The organism is Acidovorax sp. SRB_14, from assembly GCF_012932145.1.
Taxonomy (GTDB): domain Bacteria; phylum Pseudomonadota; class Gammaproteobacteria; order Burkholderiales; family Burkholderiaceae_C; genus Simplicispira.
In genome coordinates this window covers 100,160-120,676 of record NZ_MWOK01000004.1, presented here as the reverse complement: position 1 = coordinate 120,676, position 20,517 = coordinate 100,160, and the positions used below count along the sequence as shown (strand labels likewise).

At 71.2% G+C, this 20,517-nt stretch carries 21 protein-coding genes and 1 pseudogene; 10 read left to right on the top strand and 12 right to left on the bottom strand.

What is annotated here, in order from left to right:
* The first annotated feature begins 131 nt into the window (after positions 1-131).
* Entirely contained in the window at positions 132-1,364 is a 1,233-nt protein-coding gene (tyrS, locus tag B2J86_RS04755) for a tyrosine--tRNA ligase (RefSeq protein WP_173024837.1), read from the top strand.
* A 72-nt stretch (positions 1,365-1,436) separates the two neighbouring features.
* Here the strand turns inward: tyrS and B2J86_RS04750 are convergent, their stop codons facing one another.
* Entirely contained in the window at positions 1,437-2,453 is a 1,017-nt protein-coding gene (locus B2J86_RS04750; protein WP_169169557.1) for a LysR substrate-binding domain-containing protein, read from the bottom strand.
* A gap of 87 nt (positions 2,454-2,540) precedes the next feature.
* Between B2J86_RS04750 and B2J86_RS04745 the strand changes: the two genes are divergently transcribed.
* Positions 2,541-2,939, top strand: coding sequence for a DUF2917 domain-containing protein (locus B2J86_RS04745; RefSeq protein WP_169169556.1), 399 nt, complete (start codon positions 2,541-2,543; stop codon positions 2,937-2,939).
* Between the two features lie 106 nt (positions 2,940-3,045).
* Here B2J86_RS04745 and B2J86_RS04740 read toward each other — a convergent pair whose 3' ends face one another.
* Entirely contained in the window at positions 3,046-3,447 is a 402-nt protein-coding gene (locus B2J86_RS04740; RefSeq protein ID WP_169169555.1) for a BLUF domain-containing protein, read from the bottom strand.
* Between the two features lie 124 nt (positions 3,448-3,571).
* On the opposite strand from B2J86_RS04740, the gene B2J86_RS04735 reads away from it, so the two are divergent.
* From B2J86_RS04735 to trxC, 4 genes are all read left to right on the top strand, one after another.
* Positions 3,572-4,330, top strand: coding sequence for a Crp/Fnr family transcriptional regulator (locus B2J86_RS04735; protein ID WP_169634218.1), 759 nt, complete (start codon positions 3,572-3,574; stop codon positions 4,328-4,330).
* A gap of 90 nt (positions 4,331-4,420) precedes the next feature.
* Positions 4,421-5,860, top strand: a complete 1,440-nt coding sequence (gene glmU, locus B2J86_RS04730) for a bifunctional UDP-N-acetylglucosamine diphosphorylase/glucosamine-1-phosphate N-acetyltransferase GlmU (protein ID WP_169634217.1) — start codon at positions 4,421-4,423, stop codon at positions 5,858-5,860.
* A complete protein-coding gene (locus B2J86_RS04725) occupies positions 5,857-6,633 on the top strand; it encodes an ATP-binding protein (RefSeq protein WP_169634216.1) in 777 nt (258 codons plus the stop codon). The genes glmU and B2J86_RS04725 overlap by 4 nt, the downstream gene beginning before the upstream one ends.
* 75 nt (positions 6,634-6,708) lie before the next feature.
* Positions 6,709-7,143 carry a thioredoxin TrxC gene (gene trxC / locus B2J86_RS04720; protein WP_169634215.1) on the top strand — a complete coding sequence of 145 codons (435 nt, stop codon included), beginning with the start codon at positions 6,709-6,711 and terminating at the stop codon, positions 7,141-7,143.
* Positions 7,144-7,165: 22 nt separating this feature from the next.
* Here trxC and B2J86_RS04715 read toward each other — a convergent pair whose 3' ends face one another.
* Complete coding sequence (locus B2J86_RS04715; RefSeq protein ID WP_169634214.1) at positions 7,166-8,422, bottom strand: multifunctional CCA addition/repair protein; 1,257 nt, start codon at positions 8,420-8,422, stop codon at positions 7,166-7,168.
* Between the two features lie 259 nt (positions 8,423-8,681).
* Between B2J86_RS04715 and B2J86_RS04710 the strand changes: the two are divergent.
* Together B2J86_RS04710 and B2J86_RS04705 are read left to right on the top strand one after the other, a co-directional pair.
* Positions 8,682-8,993 (top strand): annotated as a pseudogene (locus B2J86_RS04710) (hypothetical protein); the annotation flags it as partial.
* Positions 8,994-9,211: 218 nt separating this feature from the next.
* Complete coding sequence (locus tag B2J86_RS04705) at positions 9,212-9,442, top strand: hypothetical protein (RefSeq protein WP_169169548.1); 231 nt, start codon at positions 9,212-9,214, stop codon at positions 9,440-9,442.
* A gap of 40 nt (positions 9,443-9,482) precedes the next feature.
* Here B2J86_RS04705 and B2J86_RS04700 read toward each other — a convergent pair whose 3' ends face one another.
* Both B2J86_RS04700 and B2J86_RS04695 read right to left on the bottom strand, forming a co-directional pair.
* Positions 9,483-10,166: a glutathione S-transferase family protein gene (locus B2J86_RS04700; protein WP_169169547.1), complete on the bottom strand. Its 684-nt coding sequence runs from the start codon at positions 10,164-10,166 to the stop codon at positions 9,483-9,485.
* Between the two features lie 52 nt (positions 10,167-10,218).
* Positions 10,219-10,791: a 5-formyltetrahydrofolate cyclo-ligase gene (locus tag B2J86_RS04695; protein WP_169634275.1), complete on the bottom strand. Its 573-nt coding sequence runs from the start codon at positions 10,789-10,791 to the stop codon at positions 10,219-10,221.
* Between the two features lie 14 nt (positions 10,792-10,805).
* On the opposite strand from B2J86_RS04695, the gene B2J86_RS04690 reads away from it, so the two are divergent.
* Positions 10,806-12,824 (top strand): lytic transglycosylase domain-containing protein, encoded by a 2,019-nt coding sequence (locus B2J86_RS04690; RefSeq protein ID WP_169169545.1) that lies wholly within the window; start codon positions 10,806-10,808, stop codon positions 12,822-12,824.
* 55 nt (positions 12,825-12,879) lie between these two features.
* Here the strand turns inward: B2J86_RS04690 and B2J86_RS04685 are convergent, their stop codons facing one another.
* From B2J86_RS04685 to B2J86_RS04655, 7 genes are read right to left on the bottom strand one after another with little or no spacing between them, the layout of a single operon-like run.
* Entirely contained in the window at positions 12,880-14,535 is a 1,656-nt protein-coding gene (locus B2J86_RS04685; protein WP_254067972.1) for a nitrite reductase, read from the bottom strand.
* On the bottom strand, positions 14,528-15,802 hold the full coding sequence (nirJ, locus tag B2J86_RS04680) for a heme d1 biosynthesis radical SAM protein NirJ (RefSeq protein WP_173024836.1): 1,275 nt from the start codon (positions 15,800-15,802) through the stop codon (positions 14,528-14,530). The genes B2J86_RS04685 and nirJ overlap by 8 nt, the downstream gene beginning before the upstream one ends.
* Before the next feature lie 4 nt (positions 15,803-15,806).
* Positions 15,807-16,301, bottom strand: a complete 495-nt coding sequence (locus B2J86_RS04675) for an AsnC family transcriptional regulator (protein WP_169169543.1) — start codon at positions 16,299-16,301, stop codon at positions 15,807-15,809.
* Positions 16,288-16,758, bottom strand: a complete 471-nt coding sequence (locus tag B2J86_RS04670; RefSeq protein WP_169169542.1) for an Lrp/AsnC family transcriptional regulator — start codon at positions 16,756-16,758, stop codon at positions 16,288-16,290. The genes B2J86_RS04675 and B2J86_RS04670 overlap by 14 nt, the downstream gene beginning before the upstream one ends.
* Positions 16,742-17,758 (bottom strand): Lrp/AsnC family transcriptional regulator, encoded by a 1,017-nt coding sequence (locus B2J86_RS04665; protein ID WP_173024835.1) that lies wholly within the window; start codon positions 17,756-17,758, stop codon positions 16,742-16,744. The genes B2J86_RS04670 and B2J86_RS04665 overlap by 17 nt, the downstream gene beginning before the upstream one ends.
* A 19-nt stretch (positions 17,759-17,777) precedes the next feature.
* A complete protein-coding gene (locus B2J86_RS04660) occupies positions 17,778-19,016 on the bottom strand; it encodes a cytochrome D1 domain-containing protein (protein WP_173024834.1) in 1,239 nt (412 codons plus the stop codon).
* Positions 19,013-19,357 carry a cytochrome c gene (locus tag B2J86_RS04655; RefSeq protein WP_169170759.1) on the bottom strand — a complete coding sequence of 115 codons (345 nt, stop codon included), beginning with the start codon at positions 19,355-19,357 and terminating at the stop codon, positions 19,013-19,015. The genes B2J86_RS04660 and B2J86_RS04655 overlap by 4 nt, the downstream gene beginning before the upstream one ends.
* Before the next feature lie 235 nt (positions 19,358-19,592).
* On the opposite strand from B2J86_RS04655, the gene cobA reads away from it, so the two are divergent.
* Positions 19,593-20,513 carry a uroporphyrinogen-III C-methyltransferase gene (gene cobA / locus B2J86_RS04650; protein ID WP_169170758.1) on the top strand — a complete coding sequence of 307 codons (921 nt, stop codon included), beginning with the start codon at positions 19,593-19,595 and terminating at the stop codon, positions 20,511-20,513.
* Positions 20,514-20,517: the final 4 nt, after the last annotated feature.

The window sequence follows — 20,517 nt, the reverse complement described above, 5'->3', positions numbered from 1 at the left end:
CGCGGAGCGCACAAACTGTCAGGAAGCAGCCGTTCGAACGGGTCGAAAAGGCGGCCACACTTAGAATCCGCCACTGCAAGGTGGGGCGAAGTATAGCCAACCTCCTACATCGGACACCCAAGGAAACCCTTATGAATCAATCTGTTGTTACAACATCTGCTGTCTCCGATGGTGTAGGACGGGCGCTGGAAATCTCGCTGCGCGGTGCGCAGGAGCTGCTGCCGCAGGACGAGTGGGCGAAGAAATTGGCGCGGTCCGAGGCCACGGGACAGCCGCTGCGCATCAAGCTCGGCCTGGACCCGACGGCGCCGGACATCCACATCGGCCACACCGTGGTGCTCAACAAGATGCGCCAGCTGCAGGACCTGGGCCACCAGGTCATTTTTTTGATCGGCGACTTCACGAGCCTGATCGGCGACCCGTCGGGCCGCAACAGCACGCGCCCGCCGCTCACGCCCGCGCAGATCAAGGCCAACGCCGAAACCTACTACCAGCAGGCCAGCCTGGTGCTGGACCCGGCGCGCACCGAAATCCGCTACAACAGCGAGTGGTGCGAGCCGCTGGGCGCCAGCGGCATGATCTCGCTGGCCGCCAAGTACACCGTGGCGCGCATGATGGAGCGCGAGGATTTCCACAAGCGCTTCTCGACCGGCCAGTCGATCAGCGTGCACGAGTTCCTGTATCCGCTGATGCAGGGCTACGACTCGGTGGCGTTGCGGGCCGACCTCGAACTCGGCGGCACCGACCAGACCTTCAACCTGCTCATGGGCCGCCACCTGCAGCAGGAGTATGGCCAGGAGCCGCAGTGCGTGCTCACCATGCCGCTGCTCGTGGGCCTGGACGGCGTCGACAAGATGTCCAAGTCCAAGAACAACTACATCGGCATCACGGAAGACCCCAACACCATGTTCGCCAAGGTGCTGAGCATCTCGGACACGCTGATGTGGGACTGGTACACGCTGCTGTCCTTCCAGTCGCTCGAACAGATCGCGCAGCTCCAGGCCGAGGTGGCGGGCGGGCGCAACCCCAAGGAGGCCAAGGTGGCCCTGGCCAAGGAAATCACCACACGCTTCCACAGCGCGGCCGCGGCCGAGGCCGCCGAGCAGGACTTCATGAATCGCAGCAAGGGCGGCATTCCCGACGAGATCCCCGAGGTGGGCCTGTCGGGCGGGCCGCTGGGTATTGGTGCGCTGCTCAAGCAGGCGAACCTGGCACCTTCGACGAGCGAGGCCAACCGCCTGATCGACGGCGGCGGCGTGCGCGTGGACGGCAGCGTGGTCAGCGACCGCGGGCTGAAGCTGGCCGCGGGCTGCTATGTGGTGCAGGTGGGCAAGCGCAAGTTTGCGCGCGTCACGCTGGCCTGAGGCGCATTTTTAATGAAATCGGGCTCTGACGCTGGTGCCGTAAGCGCTGGCAGCTATTGAATTGACAGGGCATCAGCCGAGGTCGTCGTTCAGGTCGGTGTCCGGCACATCGCCGATGGCCGCGCGCGTGGCCTGCGCCTGCAGCGCGAGCCAGGCGCAAAAGGCCTGCACCTCGGGGCGCTGGCCGCTGCGCGGGCCCACCAGCAGCCAATAGGCCAGCGGCGAGTCGAGTCGGTGCGCCGGCAGCACCTCGACCAGGTCGCCGCGCGCCAGGCTGTCGGCCACCAGCGGCAGCCGGGCCAGGGCCAGGCCCTGGCCGGTCAGGGCGGCCTGGGCAATCTGGTGCGCGTAGTTGAAGTACAGCCAGCGTTTGGGCTGGACGGCGGGCATGCCGTGCATCTCGAACCAGCGCCGCCACGTGAGCCAGTCGAGCTGCTGGGTGCGGTGGACGTCGGCCGCCTCGATCAGGGTGAAGCCTGCGACGTCCGCAGGTGTGTCGACCACGGCGCCGCTCTTGAGCAGCCACGGGCTGATCACCACGGCCAGCTGCTCGCCAAACAGGCGCTGCGCGCCGCGCAGGTGGAAGCCGGGCACGCTGTAGCGCAGGGCCAGGTCGACGTCGGCGGTGTCCAGGTCGACGCAGGTGTCGGAGGCGTCGATGCGGATGTCGATGTCGGGGTGTTCGTGCTGGAACGGCTCGAGCCGCGGAATCAGCCACATCGACGCAAACGAGGCCCAGGTGGTGATGGCCACGCTCTTGCGTCCGGCCGTCTGGCGGATCTGGCGCACGGCGCTGTCCAGGCGTTCGAGCGCCGGCGCCACCGCACGCAGCAGCTGCGCGCCGGCCGAGGTGAGCTCGACGGCGCGCGTGTGGCGCAGGAACAGCGGCACGCCGACGTCGTCTTCGAGCGCCTGGATCTGGCGGCTGACTGCCGACTGCGTGAGCGCCAGGTCGTCGGCCGCGGCGCGGAAGTTGAGCTGCCGCGCCACTGCCACAAAGGCGCGCAACTGGCCCGCGGCGATCGGGCGCGTGCGCAGCGCCACGGCCGACAGCGGCGCCGGGGCCGCAGGTTGATTGATGCGGTTCATGAATGAATGATGGCATTGCTTTTCATTGGACGTCCAGCCTAGCTGCCATCACTATTAGGGCCTCATAGGGTTTGCTTGGAGATGGCCATGGCTGCATCGACTATTCTGAATTCGCAACAATCAGCGGTCCGGGGCACGGCCGGATCACTGCCTGCGCCGCTGTGCCGCCTCGGCGCGGGCAGTGCGCGCAGCCTGCGGCCGCGCGAGCCGGTGGCGCTGCGCGTCGCGCGCGGCCAGGCCTGGGTCACGCTCGGCGCGGGGCCGCACGGCGAGGCCGCGCAGTCGGCGGACGTGTTTGTCGCGCCGGGCCAGACGCTGTGGCTGGTGCCGGGTCAGCAGGTGGTGCTGGAGCCCGTGGGGCCCGAGGGAGTGCATTACCAGCTCGGCGGCCTCGCCGGCGCCAGCGTGTCGCGCCTGCAGGCGCTGCGCCGGTGGTGGCAGCGCCACGGGACGGTTGAGGGCGAGCAGGGCGCCTGCTGCGCCTGACGACGCGCTTCCACGCCCCAAGCGCTGCCAGCGCGGCTGCAGTCAGCGCTGGCAGCCCTTTTTGACGCAGCCCACGGCGCAGGGTCGCGCTGTGCCTGCGGGCGGCTCACAGCAGCACGCTGTCGCGCATGGCTTCAAACGCCTGCAGGGCCGCCTCGCCGTCCAGGAGTTCGAGCTGTGCCAGCGTGTCGGCGTCTTCCACGGCGCTGAAGGCCAGGCTGAAACCCGAAAAGCGCCGCGCCGCGAGCGGGCCGTGGTGCAGGATGGTTACGCCGGTGTGGCGGGGGTCCTGGCGGATGCGCTCGGTCAGCGCGAGCACATCTTTTTTCCAGCCTTCGAGCTGCTGGCAAAAGCGCCCGCCGTCAAAGACCAGCAGGCCCGTGATGTCGCGTTGCGCATTGGCCGCGCGCGCATGGCCGGCGATGTCGGCCACGGCGCTGATCGGCACGTCGGGCCCGAGAAGGCTGACGTAGAGCACCTGGTAGAGGGTCGTGAGGGAAGAGGCCATAGAGGGCCAATGTAGGGAGCGCGGCGGCGCGCCGCAATGTCAAAAGACACAGCAGAGATGGGCCCCGCTGCGGGCTGTGCCGCACCATGCCCCAGGGCTGCGGCGGCCCTAGAATCCGCGCACCATGAGCGCCGATGCCCTTGCCCACACCTGCCCGCCGCGCGACTGCGCCGACTGCCGGCTGCGCCGCAACGATGCGTTCACTGCGGTGACGCCGCAGCAGCTGGCATTCATCGAATCGTTTCGCAGCGGCACGGTCGCGGTGCCGGCCGGCGCGGCCGTGATCCGCGAGCATGTCTCCAACGGCAAACTATTCACGCTCTATGCGGGCTGGGCGTTTCGTTACAAAACACTGAGCGACGGGCGCCGGCAGATCCTCAACTTCGTGCTGCCGGGCGACCTGGTCGGCCTGCAGCAGGAGTTTGGCGACGACGCCGCGCACGGCGTCGAGGCGGTGACCGACTGCGCGCTGTGCGTGTTCGCCGGCGAGCGGCTGTGGGACCTGTTCCGCGCCGAGCCGCGCCTGGGCTACGACATCACGTGGCTGTCGGCGCGCGGCGAGAGCTTCGTCGACGAAAACCTGCTGACCGCCGGGCAGCGCAACGCCACCGAGCGCGTGGCCATGCTGCTGATCCACCTGTACCGCCGGCTCGAACGCATCGGGCTGGTGGAGGACGCCAGCGTGCCCTTTCCGATCAATCAGCAGCACATCGCCGATGCGCTCGGGCTGTCGCTGGTGCACACCAACAAGACGCTGCGCCGCCTGGCCAAGCTCGGCCTGCACGAGATCGCCCAGGGCCGGCTGCGCCTGCCCAACCCGCGCGCGCTGGAGCGTGTGGCCGAGTACTACGACCTGCCGCCGCGCCGCGTGCCGCTGCTGTAGCCGCGCAGCCGATAATTGCGCCTGCCGCCGGGCGCGTGCCGCCGTGGGGGCGGCGGGCCGCAGGGGCCAGTCGAGACGACGGAAATTTTCATGACACCACTGGACATTCTCATCATGGCCGCGGGCAAGGGCACGCGGATGAAAAGCAGCCGCCCCAAGGTGCTGCACCGGCTCGCCGGCCGCGCGCTGCTGCAGCATGTGCTCGATACGGCGGCGCAGCTGGCGCCGCGCAGCGCGGTCATCATCACCGGCCACGGTGCTACAGAAGTAGAAGCTACCAGCACAGGCTGGACAAGCGCTGCAGGCACTTTTGACCTGAAATTCGCGCGCCAGGAGCCGCAGCTGGGCACCGGCCACGCGGTGCAGCAGGCGGTGCCGCTGCTGGCCGGCGACGGCACGGTGGTGGTGCTCTCGGGCGACGTGCCGCTGACGCAGGTCGAGACCCTGCGCGCGCTGGTCGCCGCGTCCGAGGGCGCGCCCGGCGGCGCGCTGGCGCTGCTCACCGTCACGCTGCCCGACCCCACGGGCTACGGCCGCATCGTGCGCGCTGCCGATGGCGCGGTGCAGGGCATCGTCGAACACAAGGACGCGAGCGAGGCGCAGCGCGCGATCCATGAGGTCTACAGCGGCATCCTGGCCGTGCCCGCCGGGCGGCTCGCGCCCTGGCTCGCGCGCCTGTCGAACGACAACGCCCAGGGAGAGTACTACCTGACCGACATCGTCGCGATGGCGGTGCGGGACGGCGTGCCCGTGGTCGCCCACCGCATTGCGGACGCGCTGCAGGTCGAGGGCGTCAACAGCCCCGTGCAATTGGCCGGGCTCGAGCGCGCGCACCAGCTGCGCCAGGCCCGTGCCCTGATGGAGCAGGGCGTGCGCCTGGCCGACCCGGCGCGCTTCGACCTGCGCGACGACCGGCGCTCGGGCGTGCGCGGCGCACTGGTCTGCGGCGCCGACGTCGAGATCGACGCCGGCTGCATCTTCACCGGCCATGTGGAGCTGGGCGAGGGCGTGCAGATCGGCGCGCACTGCTGCATCGCCAATGCGCGCATCGCCGCCGGCGCCGTCATCCACCCCTACACCCACATCGATGGGGAACAGGCCGGCGTGGCCGTGGGCGAGGGCGCGCTGGTCGGCCCGTTCGCGCGCCTGCGCCCCGGCGCGCAGCTGGGCCGCGAGGTGCACATCGGCAACTTCGTCGAGGTCAAGAACAGCACCCTCGCCGACGGCGCCAAGGCCAACCACCTGGCATACCTGGGCGACGCCACCGTGGGCGAGCGCGTGAACTACGGCGCTGGCAGCATCACCGCCAACTACGACGGCGCCAACAAGCACCGCACGGTGATCGAGGCCGACGTGCATGTGGGCAGCAACTGCGTGCTGGTCGCACCGATCACGCTCGGTGCGGGCGCGACGGTGGGCGGCGGCTCGACCCTCACCAAGGACGTGCCCCCGGGCACGCTGGGCGTGGCGCGCGGCAAGCAGGTGGGCATTGCCAACTGGCAGCGCCCGGCCAAACAGCCCAAGCCATGACGCCGGAGCGGCGCGCCGACCTGACGTTGGAACAGGCGCAGGCCTTGCTGCTTGCGCGCGAGAGCGAACTGGCCGAGCTGCGCACCGCGCACGAGGACTTTCTGCGCGCCGTCTCGCACGACCTGCGCGCGCCGCTGCGCCACATCACCTCCTACGGCCCGCTGGTGGCCGAGCTGCTGCAGGACTGCGGCCTGCAGGGCGAGGAGCTGCAAGAGGCGCAGGGTTTCCTGGCCACCATGGACCAGTCGGCGCGGCGCATGGGTCGCATGCTCGACGGCCTGCTGGCGCTGTCGCGCATCGCGCGCGCGCCGCTGCAGCGCCAGCCGGTGGCCTTCGCCGAGCTGGTGGCACAGGCGCAGGCTGCCGTGGCGCCGCTGGCCCGGGGCCGCGCCGTCGCGTGGCAGATCGCCCCCGCGGCGGCCGTGCTGCACGGCGACCCGGCCCTGCTGCGCCAGCTGCTGACCGAGCTGCTGGGCAACGCGCTCAAGTTCACGCCGGGGCGCGCGCCCGCGCGCATCGCCATTGGCGTGGAGCGCAGTGCCGACGGCACCGGCGCCACGCTGAGCGTGCAGGACAACGGCGTGGGCTTCGATGCGGCGCAGGCGGCGGGGCTGTTCGGCGTGTTCCAGCGCCTGCACCGTGAGACCGAGTTCGAGGGCGTCGGCGCGGGCCTGGCGGCGGTGCGTGCCATCGCCCGGCGCCATGGCGGCGAGGCCCAGGCCACGGCGGCGCTGGGCGCCGGCTGCACGGTGCGCGTGCGCTTTCCGGGCTGACGCTGCGCCGCGCGCGCTTGAATTTGCGCGCGCCCGGCCCGATGTCTGTCGCATCGCCCTGTTGGAAACCCTGCCATGACCGAAGCCCTGCACATCGTCTGCCCCCACTGCCACACCACCAACCGCGTGCAGGCCGCGCAGCTGGAAAGCCGCCCCGACTGCGGCAGCTGCCACCGCCCGTTGTTCACCGGCGCGCCGCTCGAACTCGACGCCGCCAGCTTTGGCAAACACACGCAGCGCAGCCACATTCCGGTGCTGGTCGATTTCTGGGCGCCCTGGTGCGGGCCGTGCCGGCAGATGGCGCCGGCCTTCGCCCAGGCGGCGCGCGAGCTCGAACCGCAGGTGCGCCTGGCCAAGCTCGACACCGAGGCGCACCCGCAGGTGGCCGCGCCCTACGCCATCCGCAGCATCCCGACCATGGTGCTGTTCCAGGGCGGGCGCGAGGCCGCACGCATCTCGGGCGCCCTGGGCGCGGCGGACATCGTGCGCTGGGTGCGGTCGCTGGCCTGACGGCGCAGAAAAACGGCAGACCTCAGCCGGCCGCGGCGGGGGCCTGCGCCAGCCAGTCGGCCACGGCCTGCACGCGCGCAGCGTGGACCATTTCCCCCACTTTTTTGCCTGTCACGCCCGCCGCTGCTGCGTGTGCAGCTATCACACTGGTAGCAACCGACTGCGCCGCCGCCAGCGCCGCCCGCAGCCGTGCGCGCTGCGGGTAGGGCGACCCCTCCAGACCCAGCCGCCCGCGCGCGTCGCATTCGCAGGCCAGCACGATGGCGTCGAAGCGCCCGGGCTTGCGGATGCCGTCGCAGCGCTCGATCAGCCGCACCAGCGCGGCCGCGCCCAGGTCGCCGCTGCGGTGGATGTTGCCGTGCTCGCGCGCCACCACGTCGGCCAGTTCGCGGCAGTCGGTGGGCACGCGCAGGCGCTCGCACAGGCCCTTGAGCAGCTTGCTGCTCCGCTGCTCGTGGCCGAGGTGGCGCGGCAGCAGCTCGGCCGGCGTCGTGCCCTTGCCCAGGTCGTGCGTGAGGCAGGCGAAGCGCACGGCCAGCGGCGCCTGCAGGCGCGCTGCCATGTCGAGCACCAGCATCAGGTGCACGCCGGTGTCGACTTCGGGGTGGTGGTCGGCACGCTGCGGCACGCCCCAGAGTCGATCGACCTCGGGCAGCAGCACGGCCAGGGCGCCGCAGTCGCGCAGCACCGCGAACATGCGTGAGGGCTGGTCTTCCATCAGCCCGCGCGCGAGCTCCTGCCAGACGCGCTCGGCCACCAGGTGGTCGGCCTCGCCGTGCGCGACCATCTCGCGCATGAGCTGCAGGGTTTCGGGCGCGACCGTGAAGTCGGTGAAGCGCGCCGCAAAGCGCGCCACGCGCAGTATGCGCACCGGGTCCTCGCGGAAGGCGTCGGTGACGTGGCGCAGCACGCGCTCGCGCAGGTCGCGCGCGCCGCCATAGGGGTCAAAATGGCCTCCATCGCTTGCTGGGTCTGCGCTGACAGCTATTGCATTGATAGTAAGGTCGCGCCGCGCCAGGTCTTCTTCGAGCGTCACGTCGGGCGAGGCCTGCACGGCAAAGCCGCGGTAGCCGCGCCCGCTCTTGCGCTCGGTGCGCGCCAGCGCGTATTCCTCGCGCGTCTCGGGGTGCAGGAAGACCGGGAAGTCGCGCCCCACCGGCAGGTAGCCGCGCGCCACCATCTGTTCGGGCGTGGCGCCCACCACGACCCAGTCGTGGTCGTTGACCGGGCGGCCCAACAGCCGGTCGCGCACCGCGCCGCCCACCATGAAAATTTGCATGGCAGCAAGTGTAGGGCGCACGCGGCCTGCTCCCTCCGGAACCACCGCGCCCCGCAGGGGCGCTGGCCTGCCGGTATATTGCGGGCCCCTGCGCCCCGGCTGTCCCCTGGAGTTCCGTATGCCGTCTACCCCCGCCCTCACCATCGTTTCACCGAACCCCGACGGCAGCCTGCCACTGCCCGCAGACCCGCAAAACGCCGCGCCCCCGGCGGCGCAGTAGCAGGAGCGCGCCGAGCACCTGCAGCAGCAGGTCGACGGTTTGCAGGACATCCTGGCCCGGCCCCTGAGCGACATCCTGGCCGACCGGGAGAAGGCGCAGGAGGCCGCCGCCGCCTGGGATGCCTTCGGCGCCATGTGGATGCTCTCGCAGCGTGCCATGCGGCGCGTGGCGCTGGACCTGGCGGCACAGCTGGGCGTGAGCGAGGCCGACGTGGTGGCGCGCGCCCTGCAGCATGCCAACGAGGTGCTCAACGGCGACGGCGTCGACCTCGGCGGCACGGTGGCCTCCGCGCAGCTGGCGCACATCGCGCGCCACCGGCCTTTTCTGCGCCAGCAGTTCCGCCCGGGCTGAGGCCGGGCGGACGGCGCGCGCTGGCGTCCTACAAGCGCTGTCGCACCTGGCCGCCGCCGCCCCGTCCTGCGCGCCACGACGATGGGGGCTAGGCGGGGCAGCCGCACCGCTGCAGCGCAGCCAGGGTGGCGCCGCGCACGCTTTTGGGGAGAACGCGCTGGCCGCCTGGCATGCGCCCGCCGGCGGCCAGGGCGCGCTTTCCGCCACAGGACAGAATCATGGACTGGATGGACCTCTTGCAGTGGCCCGCGATGGCCGTCACGGTCGCGGCCGCGTGGTACGTGGCCTCGGAGCGCAAAAGCAAGCGCAACTGGGGCTTCTGGCTGTTCCTGGCCAGCAACGCGCTGTGGATTGCCTGGGGGCTGTCTGCGGGCGCCACGGCGCTGGTCGTGCTGCAGTTCTGCCTGGCCGCGCTGAACATCCGCGGCGCCGCCAAGGCGAAGACCTGACCCCCCAGCGCCCCCTGCGCCCGCGCCCCGGTCAGCAGCGTCAGCGCGCGAGCCGGTAGGGCTCCTCGAAGTCGCGGAAATCCTTTTCGGCCAGCGCGCCGGCAATCCACTCCTGCATGGCCGGCAGCGCGCGCACGCGCTCGACGTAGGCGGTGATGTGCGGCGGCACCGGCAGCGCATAGGTCCGCAGGCGCATGCAGACCGGCGCGAAGTAGGCGTCGGCCACCGAGAACTGCCCCAGCAGCATCGGGCCGCCGTGCGTCTGCAGCAGGCCGCTCCACAGCGCGACCAGGCGCTGCACGTCGGCGCGCACGGCCGCCCGGTCGCGCCAGACCAGCGCGCCGACGTCGGGCAGGTGGGCTTCGATGTTCATGGGGCAGGCGCTGCGCAGCGCGGCAAAGCCGCTGTGCATCTCGGCGCAGGCACTGCGCGCCTGCGCCCGCGCGCGCGCTTCAAGGGGCCACAGGTGCTTGTCGGCGTGCTGCTCGGCCAGGTACTCGGCAATCGCCAGCGTGTCCCAGACCACCAGGTCGCCGTCGATCAGCACCGGCACCTTGCCGGTGGGGCTGACGGCCTGCAGCGCCTGCTTGAAATGCGACTGCGGCCCGAAGCTGTCGAAGCGGACCATCACCTCTTCGAAGCCGATGCCGGCCTGGCGCATCAGCACCCAGGGGCGCAGGGACCAGGACGAGTAGTTCTTGTTGCCGATGTAGAGCTTGAGCATGTGTTCACCTTGCATCAAAAAAGCGAAGCGCAGCCGGTCCCCCCGGCCCGGGTCATACCGGCCAGACCACGCCGTTGTCGTTGAGGATGGCGTCCAGGGGCAGGTCGTGCGCCTCGGGCTCGAAGTCGTCGAGGTAGCCGCCGGTGTAGCCCAGGCCCACGGTGAAGGGGCGCGGCCGCAGGGCGGCCAGCGTGCGGTCGTAGAAGCCGCCGCCATAACCGAGCCGGTAGCCGCCAGGGGCGTAGCCCACGCAGGGCACGAACAGCAGCGTCGGCACGATGCGCTCGGTCTCCTTGGGCTTGGGGATGCCATAGGCGTCCTCCTCCATCGGGCAGCCGGGGTACCAGGCATGGAAGGCGAGCGTCTTGTGCTGCTTGTCGATCACCGGCAGGCCGATGCGGCGCGGCTGGGGCTCGTCCAGCAGCTCGCCGTCTTCCTTCCAGCGGTGCAGGGCGGGCAGGGGGTCGAACTCGCCCTTGATCGGCCAATAGGCGCCGATCACGGCGTCGGGCCGGTCCACCAGCCAGACGCGCATGACCTGCTGCAGCAGGTCGGCGCGCTCCAGGCGGTCGGGCAGGTTCAGGCGTTGTTCTATCAACATGCGGCGCAGGGCTGCTTTGTCCATCACATAATTCCCCCATGCAATTGCTGAAGATTCTGACACCGCTTGCCGCCTCGGCCGTGCTGGCCTGCGCTGTGCCCCCCGCCCTGGCCCAATCCGCCAGCCCTGCTGCCGCAGCCACGGCCGTGCCAGGCCGCGGCGACGACGTGCTATTGGAGATGCAGCAGGCCTTCCGCAAGAGCGACCGCCAACGGCTGGGCCAGCTGCTGCCGGCCGCACGCGGCCATGCGCTCGAGCCCTGGGCCGCCTACTGGGAGCTGCGGGCGCGCCTGGACGAGGCCCAGCCCAACGAAGTGCAGGCCTTCCTGCAGCGCTGGGCCGGCACCTACCAGGAAGACCGGCTGCGCAACGACTGGCTGCGCCAGCTCGGCCAGCGCCGCGACTGGGCGCGCTTTGCCGAGCTGCATCCGGCGTTCCGCATGGGTGACGACCGCGAGGTGCGCTGCTATGCGACCACCATCGACCTGCTGGAGGGCAAGGCCGCTGCCAGCGCCGCGCAGGAGGTGCTGCGCAACTGGCACGCGCTGCGCGATGCCGACGACGGCTGCACGCACGCTGCTGGCGAGCTGTTTGCCGCGCGCAAGCTCGGCGCGCCCGAGGTGTGGCGCAAGGCGCGTCTGGCGATCGAGGCCAACCGCCTGCGCGCGGCGCGCGATGCGGTGGCCATCGTGGCGCCCGAGGTGCTGGGCCTGGTCAACGAGCTGCAGGCCAATCCCGCCAAGTTTCTCGGCGGCCGCGCTGCCGCGCCCACGCGCCAGCGCCAGGAGCTGGTCGTGCTGGGGCTGATCAAGCTCGCCGCCAGCGATCCCGATGGCGCTGCCGCGCTGCTCGAAAACAAGTGGGGCGGCCACCTCACGCCCGAGGAGCGCCACTGGACCTGGGGCGTGATCGGCAAGCAGGCGGCGCTGCGGCTGTCGCCCGCGGCCACGGAATATTTCGACAAGGTTGCCAAGGACCGCGACCTCAGCGACGACCTGCTGGGCTGGAAGGTGCGCGCCGCGCTGCGTGCCGGCCATTGGAAGACTGTGCGCCGCGCCATCGATGCGATGGGCGACGAGGCGCGCGCGGACAGCACCTGGGTGTACTGGAAGGCGCGCGCGCTGCTCGCCGGCCGGCCCGGCGAGGCCGAGCGCGCCGAGGCGCAGCAGCTGCTGCAGCGCATTGCCGGCCCCCACGGTTTCTATGAACAGCTGGCGCTGGAAGACCTGGGCCAGCGCATCACGGTGCCGCCCGCCCCCGCGCCGCTCACGGCCGAGGAAAAGGCCGCGGCACGCACCAACCCGTCGCTGGCGCGCGGCCTTTACGCGATCGCCATCGGCCTGCGCAGCGAAGGCGTGCGCGAGTGGAACTACGCCACCAACCTGCACAGCCCCGGCGGCATGGCCGAGCGCGAGCTGCTGGCCGCCGCCGATCTGGCCTGCCAGCGCGAGGTGTGGGACCGCTGCATCAACACCAGCGAACGCACCAAGGGCGCGGTGGACTATGCGCAGCGCTTTCCGATGCCACACCAAAGCGCGGTGGTGGCGCACAGCCAGGGCGTAGGTCTGGACCCGGCCTATGTCTACGGCCTGATCCGCCAGGAGAGCCGCTTCATCATGGACGCGCGCTCGGGCGTCGGCGCCTCGGGCCTGATGCAGGTCATGCCGGCCACGGCGCGCTGGACGGCGAAGAAAATCGGCCTGACCGGCTTCACGCCCGACCAGCTCAACGACCGCGACACCAACATCACCATCGGCACGGCCTACCTGAAGCTCGCGCTCGACGACTTTGCCGGCTCCATGCCCATGGCCGCCGCGGCCTACAACGCCGGCCCGGGCCGCCCGCGCAGCTGGCGCAACGGACCGGTGCTCGACGCCGCCATCTGGGCCGAGAACGTGCCCTTTGCCGAAACGCGCGACTACGTCAAGAAGGTGCTGGCCAACACGACCAATTACGCCGCCATCCTCACGGGCCAGCCGCAGTCGCTGCGCAGCCGCTTGGGCACCGTGGGACCGCGGGACCTGTCCACGCCCGACCCGAGCCAGGACCTGCCCTGAAGCACCGCCGGGCGCGCGCATGGGCACGGCAGCGCTGCCGCACCAGCGCGCACCCCTAGTGCGAGGTGCCTTCCGAGCGTGTGATCTTGTTCCATACGTTGTACTTGCCCACGGGCTTGTTCATGGGCAGGCGCTTGACTTCCTTGAGCGTGCGCGCGTCGAACACGATGATCGCGCCGTCGCTTTCCCACACGCTCACCAGCGCATAGCGGCCGTTCTTGGTGAACTCGGTGTGCGCCAGCGTGCGGCCGGGTTCGCGCAGCGTCGCCACGGGCGCCAGGGTCGCCTTGTCGATCAGCGTCAGCGTGTCCTTCGATGCCGGGGCCATCATCGAGTCGGCCCAGGCGTAGGGCGTGTTCTCGTGGCTGCGGATGAAGAAGCCCGGGCCCGGTGTGGGAATGGTCTTGACGGTCTTCCAGGTCTTCATGTCGATCACGTCGAGTGCGCCGTCCTTCAGGTTGGGGCTGGCCAGCACGGTGGTGCCGTTCCACGCGAACGTGATGCCCGAGCCCAGGTGCGGCATGCCGGCAATCGGCAGCTCGGCGATCTTGCGGCGCACATCGAGGTTGACGACCTGGGCCGTGGGCACCTGGCCCTGCGCGCCCGATGGGGGCCGCGTGGAGCCGAGCACATGGGTGTAGCTCTGGTCAAAGAAGAAATCGTCGAGCGGCCCGTCGAGCGGCGTGCGGCGCACGCCCTGGTAGCCGGGCTTGGCAATGGCTTCGCCCATCTTGTAGTCGTGTACCAGGCCGTCATAAATGGGCGCGGCCTGGGGGTCGTAGGAAATCTCCCAGACCTCGGGGATGTCCTTGAGGGCCACCACAAAGCTCTGGCGCGGCGCCGCGTCGTACACCGCCGAGACGCGCGAGGCGCTCTTGCCGTCGAGCGTGGTGGCGTCGTAGCGCTTGACGAGCTGCAGGTCGGCGTCGAACAGCACGGCGGTGCGCGGCAGGTAGTTCGCCGCCATGACCCAGCGCCCGTCCCCGCTGACGGCCACGTTGCGCATGTTCAGGCCGGCGCGCACCTCGGCCACCACCGTGAGGTTCCACAGGTCGTACTTGGTGATCCAGCCGTCGCGCGAGCCAAAGAACACAAAGCGCCCGTCGGGCGTGAACTTGGGGCCGCCGTGCAGCGCGTAGCGGCTGGCAAAGCGGTGGATGACCTCGAAGCGGTCGCCGTCGACCAGCGAGACATGGTGGTCGCCGCCCTCGACAACCACGAACAGGTTCATCGGATCGGCCTTCCACGCCGGGCGCGCCGGCAGGTGCTGGGCGCCGGCAGTTTCCACGCGCGAGGCGCGGATGTCGGCGTCGCTCCAGGCGGGCGCGGGCGTGGTGGGCTGGTAGATCCAGTCGACCACGCTGGCGATCTCATGGTCCGACAGCTGGGCCGCATAGCCGCCCATCTGCGTGGCCGGGCGACCCTGCTGCACCACGGCGAGCGCGTCCTTCTTGCGCAGGCGCTCCAGGCTTTCGGGCAGCAGCGCGGGCCCCATGCCACCGGTGCGCGTGACGCCATGGCAGGCGGCGCAGTGCTGCTGGTAGAGCGCGCCGGCGGCGATGGCGGCGCCGGCCGGGGCGGTCGGCGGCGCTGTCTGCGCGGGCGCCGGAGCGGGGGCCTGTGCCTGCGCCAGACCGTGGCCCATCCACAGCAGGCCGGCGGCCAGCAGCCACGGCGCGGCGCGGCCCAGAACGGTGTGTGCTTTAGACATGCTGGCCCTCCGCTGCCACGATGTCGATCACGCGGCGGGCGCTGCGAAAGGGGGTCAGCGCCACGCGCTGCGCGTCGCTGCCCGCCGCGAGGCCAATCTCGTCGTCGCGCAGGTAGCAGCCGGGGTCTTCGGCCCAGGCGTCGCCGGTGAGCTGCTGCGCGCGCACGCGGGTGTTGCCGCCGCAGAGGGCAAAGTACTGGCACGGCGCGCAGCGTCCGCCGACCGGGCGCGGGTGGGCCTTGAGGCCTGCCATCAGCGGTTCGGACGTGTCCGACCAGATGGCCGAGAACGGCCGCTGGCGCACGTTGCCCAGGTCGTGGTGCCACCACATGGTGTCGGGGTGCACGGTGCCCAGGTTGTCGATGTTGGCCACGTTCACGCCGCTCGCATTGCCACCCCACGCCACCAGGCGCTCACGCAGCGGTGCCGCCCACTGCGGCATGCGCGCCTGCACCCACTGCAGCAGGTAGGCCGCATCGGCATCGTTGTTGCCGGTCACGTAGTCCTCGGCACGGCCCTCCAGTGCGGCCTGCCAGGCGCGCTCGAACAGCAGGTCGAGGGCGCCCCGCGTGGCCTCGAACTGCGCGTCCTTGCCCCGGTGGATGTTGCCGCGTCCGGCGTAGTTGAGGTGCGAGAAATAGAACTTGTCGACGGCCTCCTGGCGCATCAGGTCGAGCAGCGCCGGCAGGTCGTGCGCGTTCAGCGCCGTCATCGTGAAGCGCAGGCCGACCTTGACGCCGCGCGCGTGCAGGTGGCGCACGGCGGCCAGGCTGCGCTTGAAGGCGCCTTCGAGCCGGCGGAAATGGTCGTGCGTCTCGCGCAGGCCGTCCAGGCTGATGCCGACGTAGTCGAAGCCGGTGGCCGCCACGCGGTCGGCCATGGCCTCGTCGATCAGCGTGCCGTTGGTCGACAGCCCGGTGTAGAACTTCATCGCCTTCGCGCGTCCGGCGATCTCGAAGATGTCGGGCCGCATCAGCGGCTCGCCTCCCGAGAGGATCAGCACCGGCACACGGTAGGCCTTCAGGTCGTCCATCACGCCAAACACTTCGCGGGTCGAGAGTTCGCCCTCGTAGTCGTGGTCGGCCGAGAGCGCATAGCAGTGCTTGCAGGTCAGGTTGCAGCGGCGGATCAGGTTCCAGATGACGACCGGGCCGGGTGCGCCGCCGCTGCCCTGGGCGCTGTGCCTGCGTGCGGGCGCGGCTTCCGGGTAGTGGCCGGTTTTTTCTGCGTGCGCGAGTTCGCGCAGGTATTGGCTGATGCGGAACATGGCCTCAATCCTCCTTGGAAGGGTGTGTCAGCCGCAACCCGGTTTTCTTCAGGATGGCGGTGGAATACAGAATGGCGTGGCTGCGGCAGGCCGCGCCCAGCAGCTGCTGCAGCTGCACAGCCTGCTGCTCGACCTCGGCACGCGTGCGCCCGTGCAGCATGGCGAACAGGTTGTAGGGCCAGTCGGGCAGGCGGCGCGGGCGGCGGTAGCAGTGGCTCACGCCGGGCAGTTGGCCGATGCGCTCGCCCAGGGCATCGACCTGGGCGTCGTCCACGTCCCAGACGCTCATGCCGTTGGCGGTGAAGCCCAGGCGGTAGTGGTTGGGCACGGCGCCGATGCGGCGGATGAAGCCCGAGGCCAGCATCTGCGCCATGCGCGCCTGCACCTGCTGCCCGGAAACGCCCAGCGCGGCACCCACGGCGTCGTAGGGGCGCGGCACCAGCGGCAGGCCGCGCTGCGTGGCGGCGACCAGGGCGCGGTCGAAATCATCCAGCGCCATGGGTGGCTCCCGTCAACGGCAGTTTGAGTTCGACGAAGAATTCGCGCTCCTTGGGAAAGGCCAGCACGCGCAATCCGGTGTCGGCTTCGATGCGCGCCATGGCGGCCGCGGCGGCGGCCGGCGTTTCGGTGCCGAGCACGAACCACATGTTGAGCGCGTGCGCGCGGCGGTAGTTGTGCGCCACCTCGGGCAGCGCGTTGACCTGGGCGGTGACGGCGGCATAGCGCTCCTCGGGCACCGCCATGGCGGCGAGCACGAACAGTCCGCCGGCGCGCTCGATCTGGAACAGCGGGCCAAAGCGCGTCAGCGTGCCGTCGGCCAGCAGGGCGCCGAGGCGCTCGAGCACCACCGCTTCGCTACTACCCAGCTCCGAGGCGACGTCGGCAAAGGGCGTGTCGGTCAGCGGCAGCGCGCCGTGCAGGCGCTCGAGCAGGCGCACGTCAAAGGCTGAGAGCATGGGCTTCCCCGGTGGTGCCCGGCAGCGCGCGAAAGCGGCGCGGCCCGGTCTGCTTGAAGCGCTGGCGCGAGAAGAGCACCTCGCGCGGGACGTGCGCCAGGCCGCTGCGTGCGGTCACGCGCTCGATGACGGCGAGCACCGCGGCGCGGTCGCGCCCGTGCACCATGCAGTACAGGTTGTAGGGCCAGCCGGCCGCGCGCGCGCGCCGATAGGCCAGCGTCACGCCGGCCGCGCGCGCCAGGGCTTCGCCGCAGGCGTCGACCTCGGCGTCGGGCACGTCGAACACGGTCATCGCGTTGGCGTCGAAGCCGAGCTCGTGGTGGCGCACGATGGCGCCCAGGCGGCGCAGCGTGCCGGTGTCCAGCCAGTGCTGCAGCGTCTGCAGCACCTCGTGCGGCGTGCGGCCCAGCGCCTGCGCCCAGGCATCAAACGGGTGGTGTTCCAGCGGCACGCCCCCCTCCAGCAGCGCCGCCAGCGGCCGGTCGACCGCGGCCACGGGCGCGGCGGTCCGCGCCGCTGCGGCGGCCATCGGCGCGGGGGCGGTGCGGCTGCGCAGGTCAAAGCCCAGGTCGATGCGGTAGGCGCGCTCCATGCGCAGCTGCAGCGCCGGCAGGCCGGTCTGCTGCTCCAGCGCCGCCATGGCGCGGCGCACGGCGGGGTCGTCGTGCCCGGTCATGACGAACCACAGATTGTGCCTGTGTTCGCGCTCGTAGTTGTGGTTCACGCCCGGGTGCGCCGACACCTGCGCAGCGACGGCGCACAGGCGCTCGGGCGGCACGGCCATCGCCGCCAGCAGCGCCGCCCCTCCGGCGTGGCCGGCAAACACGCCGCCAATGCGGCTGAGCGCGCCGCTGGCCTGCAGTTGGGCATAGCCGGCCAGCACCGCGTCCACCGCCATGCCGGCCTGCTGCGCAATCTGGTGGAACGGGTCGCGCACCAGCGGAAAGCCGCGCTGCCAGGGGTTGAGCAGCGCCAGCTGCAGGGTGTCCAGGGGGGCCATGGCGTGCCTGCCTTCGCGCTCAGAAACCCATGCGCGCGGCGCGCGCGGTGAAGAAGATGCCGCTGGGCGAGTCGATGGCCAGCGTCGCCGTGGTGGCAAAGGTCTGGGTGTCGATCACGCTGACGCGGTGGTCGTCGCGTGAGCTGATCCACACGGCCTCGCCGCGCGGCGTGAATTCCATGTGCAGCACCGCCTTGCCGGGTTCGAGCGTGCGCACGATGGCCTGCGTGGTGGTGTCGATGACCTGCACGCGGTGGTAGTCGGGCACGGCAAAGTTGACCCACACCTGGCGTCCGTCGGGCCGCGCCATGACGAACACCGGCTGGCCGGCCACGGGAATGCGGCCCACTTCTGCCCACGTTTCGGTGTCGACCACCAGCACCTCGTGGCGGCCGATCGCGGGCAGGTAGGCGCGGCGCCCGGCCACGGCCCAGCCGCGCAGGTGCGGCATCTTGTAGACCGGCAAGGGTTCCTGCCCCCGGCCGTAGCCGCCGAGGATGCGGCGCACCCGGGGCTGTTCGTCCCATAGGTCCACCATGGCCAGACCGTCCTCGCCAAACAGGCCGGCGATGTAGTGGCGCCCGTTGGGCGTCACGAGCGCGTCGTAGGGCTGGCGGCCGATGTCGCGGAGCCGGGTCGTGCGCGGCCGCGCGGGGTTGGAGAAATCGCTGATCCAGATCTCGCCCGCATCAAACAGGCTGTAGACAAAGCGCCGGCCCGGCAGGTCGGCCAGGCCGACGACGCGCGAGCGCTGGCCCGGCGCGTATTCGGCCGGCACGTCGGCCAGCAGCGTGAGCGTGGCGGCGTCGAACACCTTGATGCCGCCGGGCGTGTAGTTCTGCGCCACCACCAGCGTGCCGTCGGCGCTGATGGCGCCGCCGATCGAGTTGCCCGCCTGCACCACGCGGGCCACGGTCTGCTGCGTGAGCAGGTCGACCTTGCTGAGCGCGCCGTCGCGGCCGAACACATAGGCGTAGCGCGCATCGCGCGAGAACACCACCGAGGCGTGCGACAGGTCGCCCAGGCCGCTGACCTGGCCGAGCACGATGCGCTCGCTGGTGTTGACGATGGCCAGCGTGCCCGTGGCGCGCGCCACCACGGCGCCCAGGTCGCCGGTGCCGCGCAGCGGCGGGGAGGGCTCCGCGGCGCGCGCCGGCGGCGCGGGCGCGGTGGGCGGGGCGGCGGCGCCAGCGGCCAGCGGCAGGGTGGAGGCGCCCAGGCAGGTGCCGAGCAGGGCCAGGCTGTGGCGGCGTTTCATGGCTGGTCTTTCGCAGGTTCCGGAAATCCGGCAAACAGGTGCTGGGCGATCCAGCGCGCCTCGGCCTCGCTGAGCATCGCGCTCCACGGGGCCATCGGCGTGCCGGGGCGGCCGCGGTAGATGGTGGCGACCATGGAGTCGAGCGGTTTGCCCGCCAGCGCCTCGGGGGTCAGTGCAGGGCCCAGGCCGCCCGTCAGGCGCAGGCCGTGGCACGAGCCGCAGTCCTGGCGCACCATGCGCACCAGCGCCTGCTGGCGCTCGGCGCCCGGGGGCAGGGGTGCGGGGGCCTGCGCCTGGGCGGTGCCGACCAGCAGCACCAGCGCGGCGCCCAGCCAGGCCATGCCGGTGTGCCCGCAGCGGCGGGAGGGTGCGCGGCGCGGCGCGGCGGGAAGAAGGTGCGGGGTGGCCATGGTGCAAAAATGGAAGGGAGGCAGGCTGCGCGGGTGTGCGGGCCTGACAGACTGCATCGTTACCGCAGTGGCCCCGCATGTCCTTGACGTGCGTCAAGTACGCTGGCACACGGTGTTTTGACAATCGGGTCAGCCGTCCGGCCTCCCCGATGACCCAGGAGTTTTCATGACCACCGATGTTTCTGCCGCCCCCGGCGCCCCATCCCCTGCCAACCCGGGCACCGCCGTCCCGCCCGCGCAGTGGGGCCGGGTGACGCTGGTGGGCGCCGGGCCGGGCGATGCCGAACTGCTCACGCTCAAGGCAGCGCGCGTGCTGGCCAGCGCGCGCACCGTGCTCTACGACCACCTGGTCTCGCACGACGTGCTGGCGCATGTGGCGCCCGGGGCCGAACTGATCTATGTCGGCAAGCAAAGCCGCAACCACACGTTGCCGCAGGAAGGCATCATCGAATTGATGGTGCGGCTGGCGCAGCAGGGCAAGTCGCTGGTGCGCCTCAAGGGGGGCGATCCGTACATTTTTGGCCGCGGCGGCGAAGAAGCCCAGGCCCTGGCGGCGGCCGGCATTGCCTGCGACACCGTGCCCGGCATCAGCGCCGCGCAGGGCGCTGCGGCGGCGGCCGGCATTCCGCTCACACACCGCGACCACGCCGGCATGCTGGTGTTTGCCACCGGCCACCTGCAGGGCGAGGAGGGCGAGCGCACCGTGGCGCTGGACTGGGACGCGCTGGCGCGGCCGCGCCAGACCGTGGTGATCTACATGGGCGTGGGCACCTTGCCGGTGATCTGCGCGCAGCTGGTGCGCCATGGCATGGCGGCCGAGACGCCGGCGGCGCTGATCGAGCGCGCCACGCTGCCCGAGCAGCGCACCATCGTCGGCACCCTGCAGACCCTGCCGGAACTGGCCGTGCAGCACGCCGTGCGCGCGCCCGCGCTCATCGTGATCGGCACCACGGTGTCGCTGCACGCGGTGATTGGAGCGGGTGCCGAAGGCCGGCTGCCCGTGCCTGCCGCGGCGCCGCCCGCGGCACCCGCGGCGCGGACCGGCGGGCCGCAGGCCCGGCTGCGCGCCAGCGTCGACATGGCGTGAATCA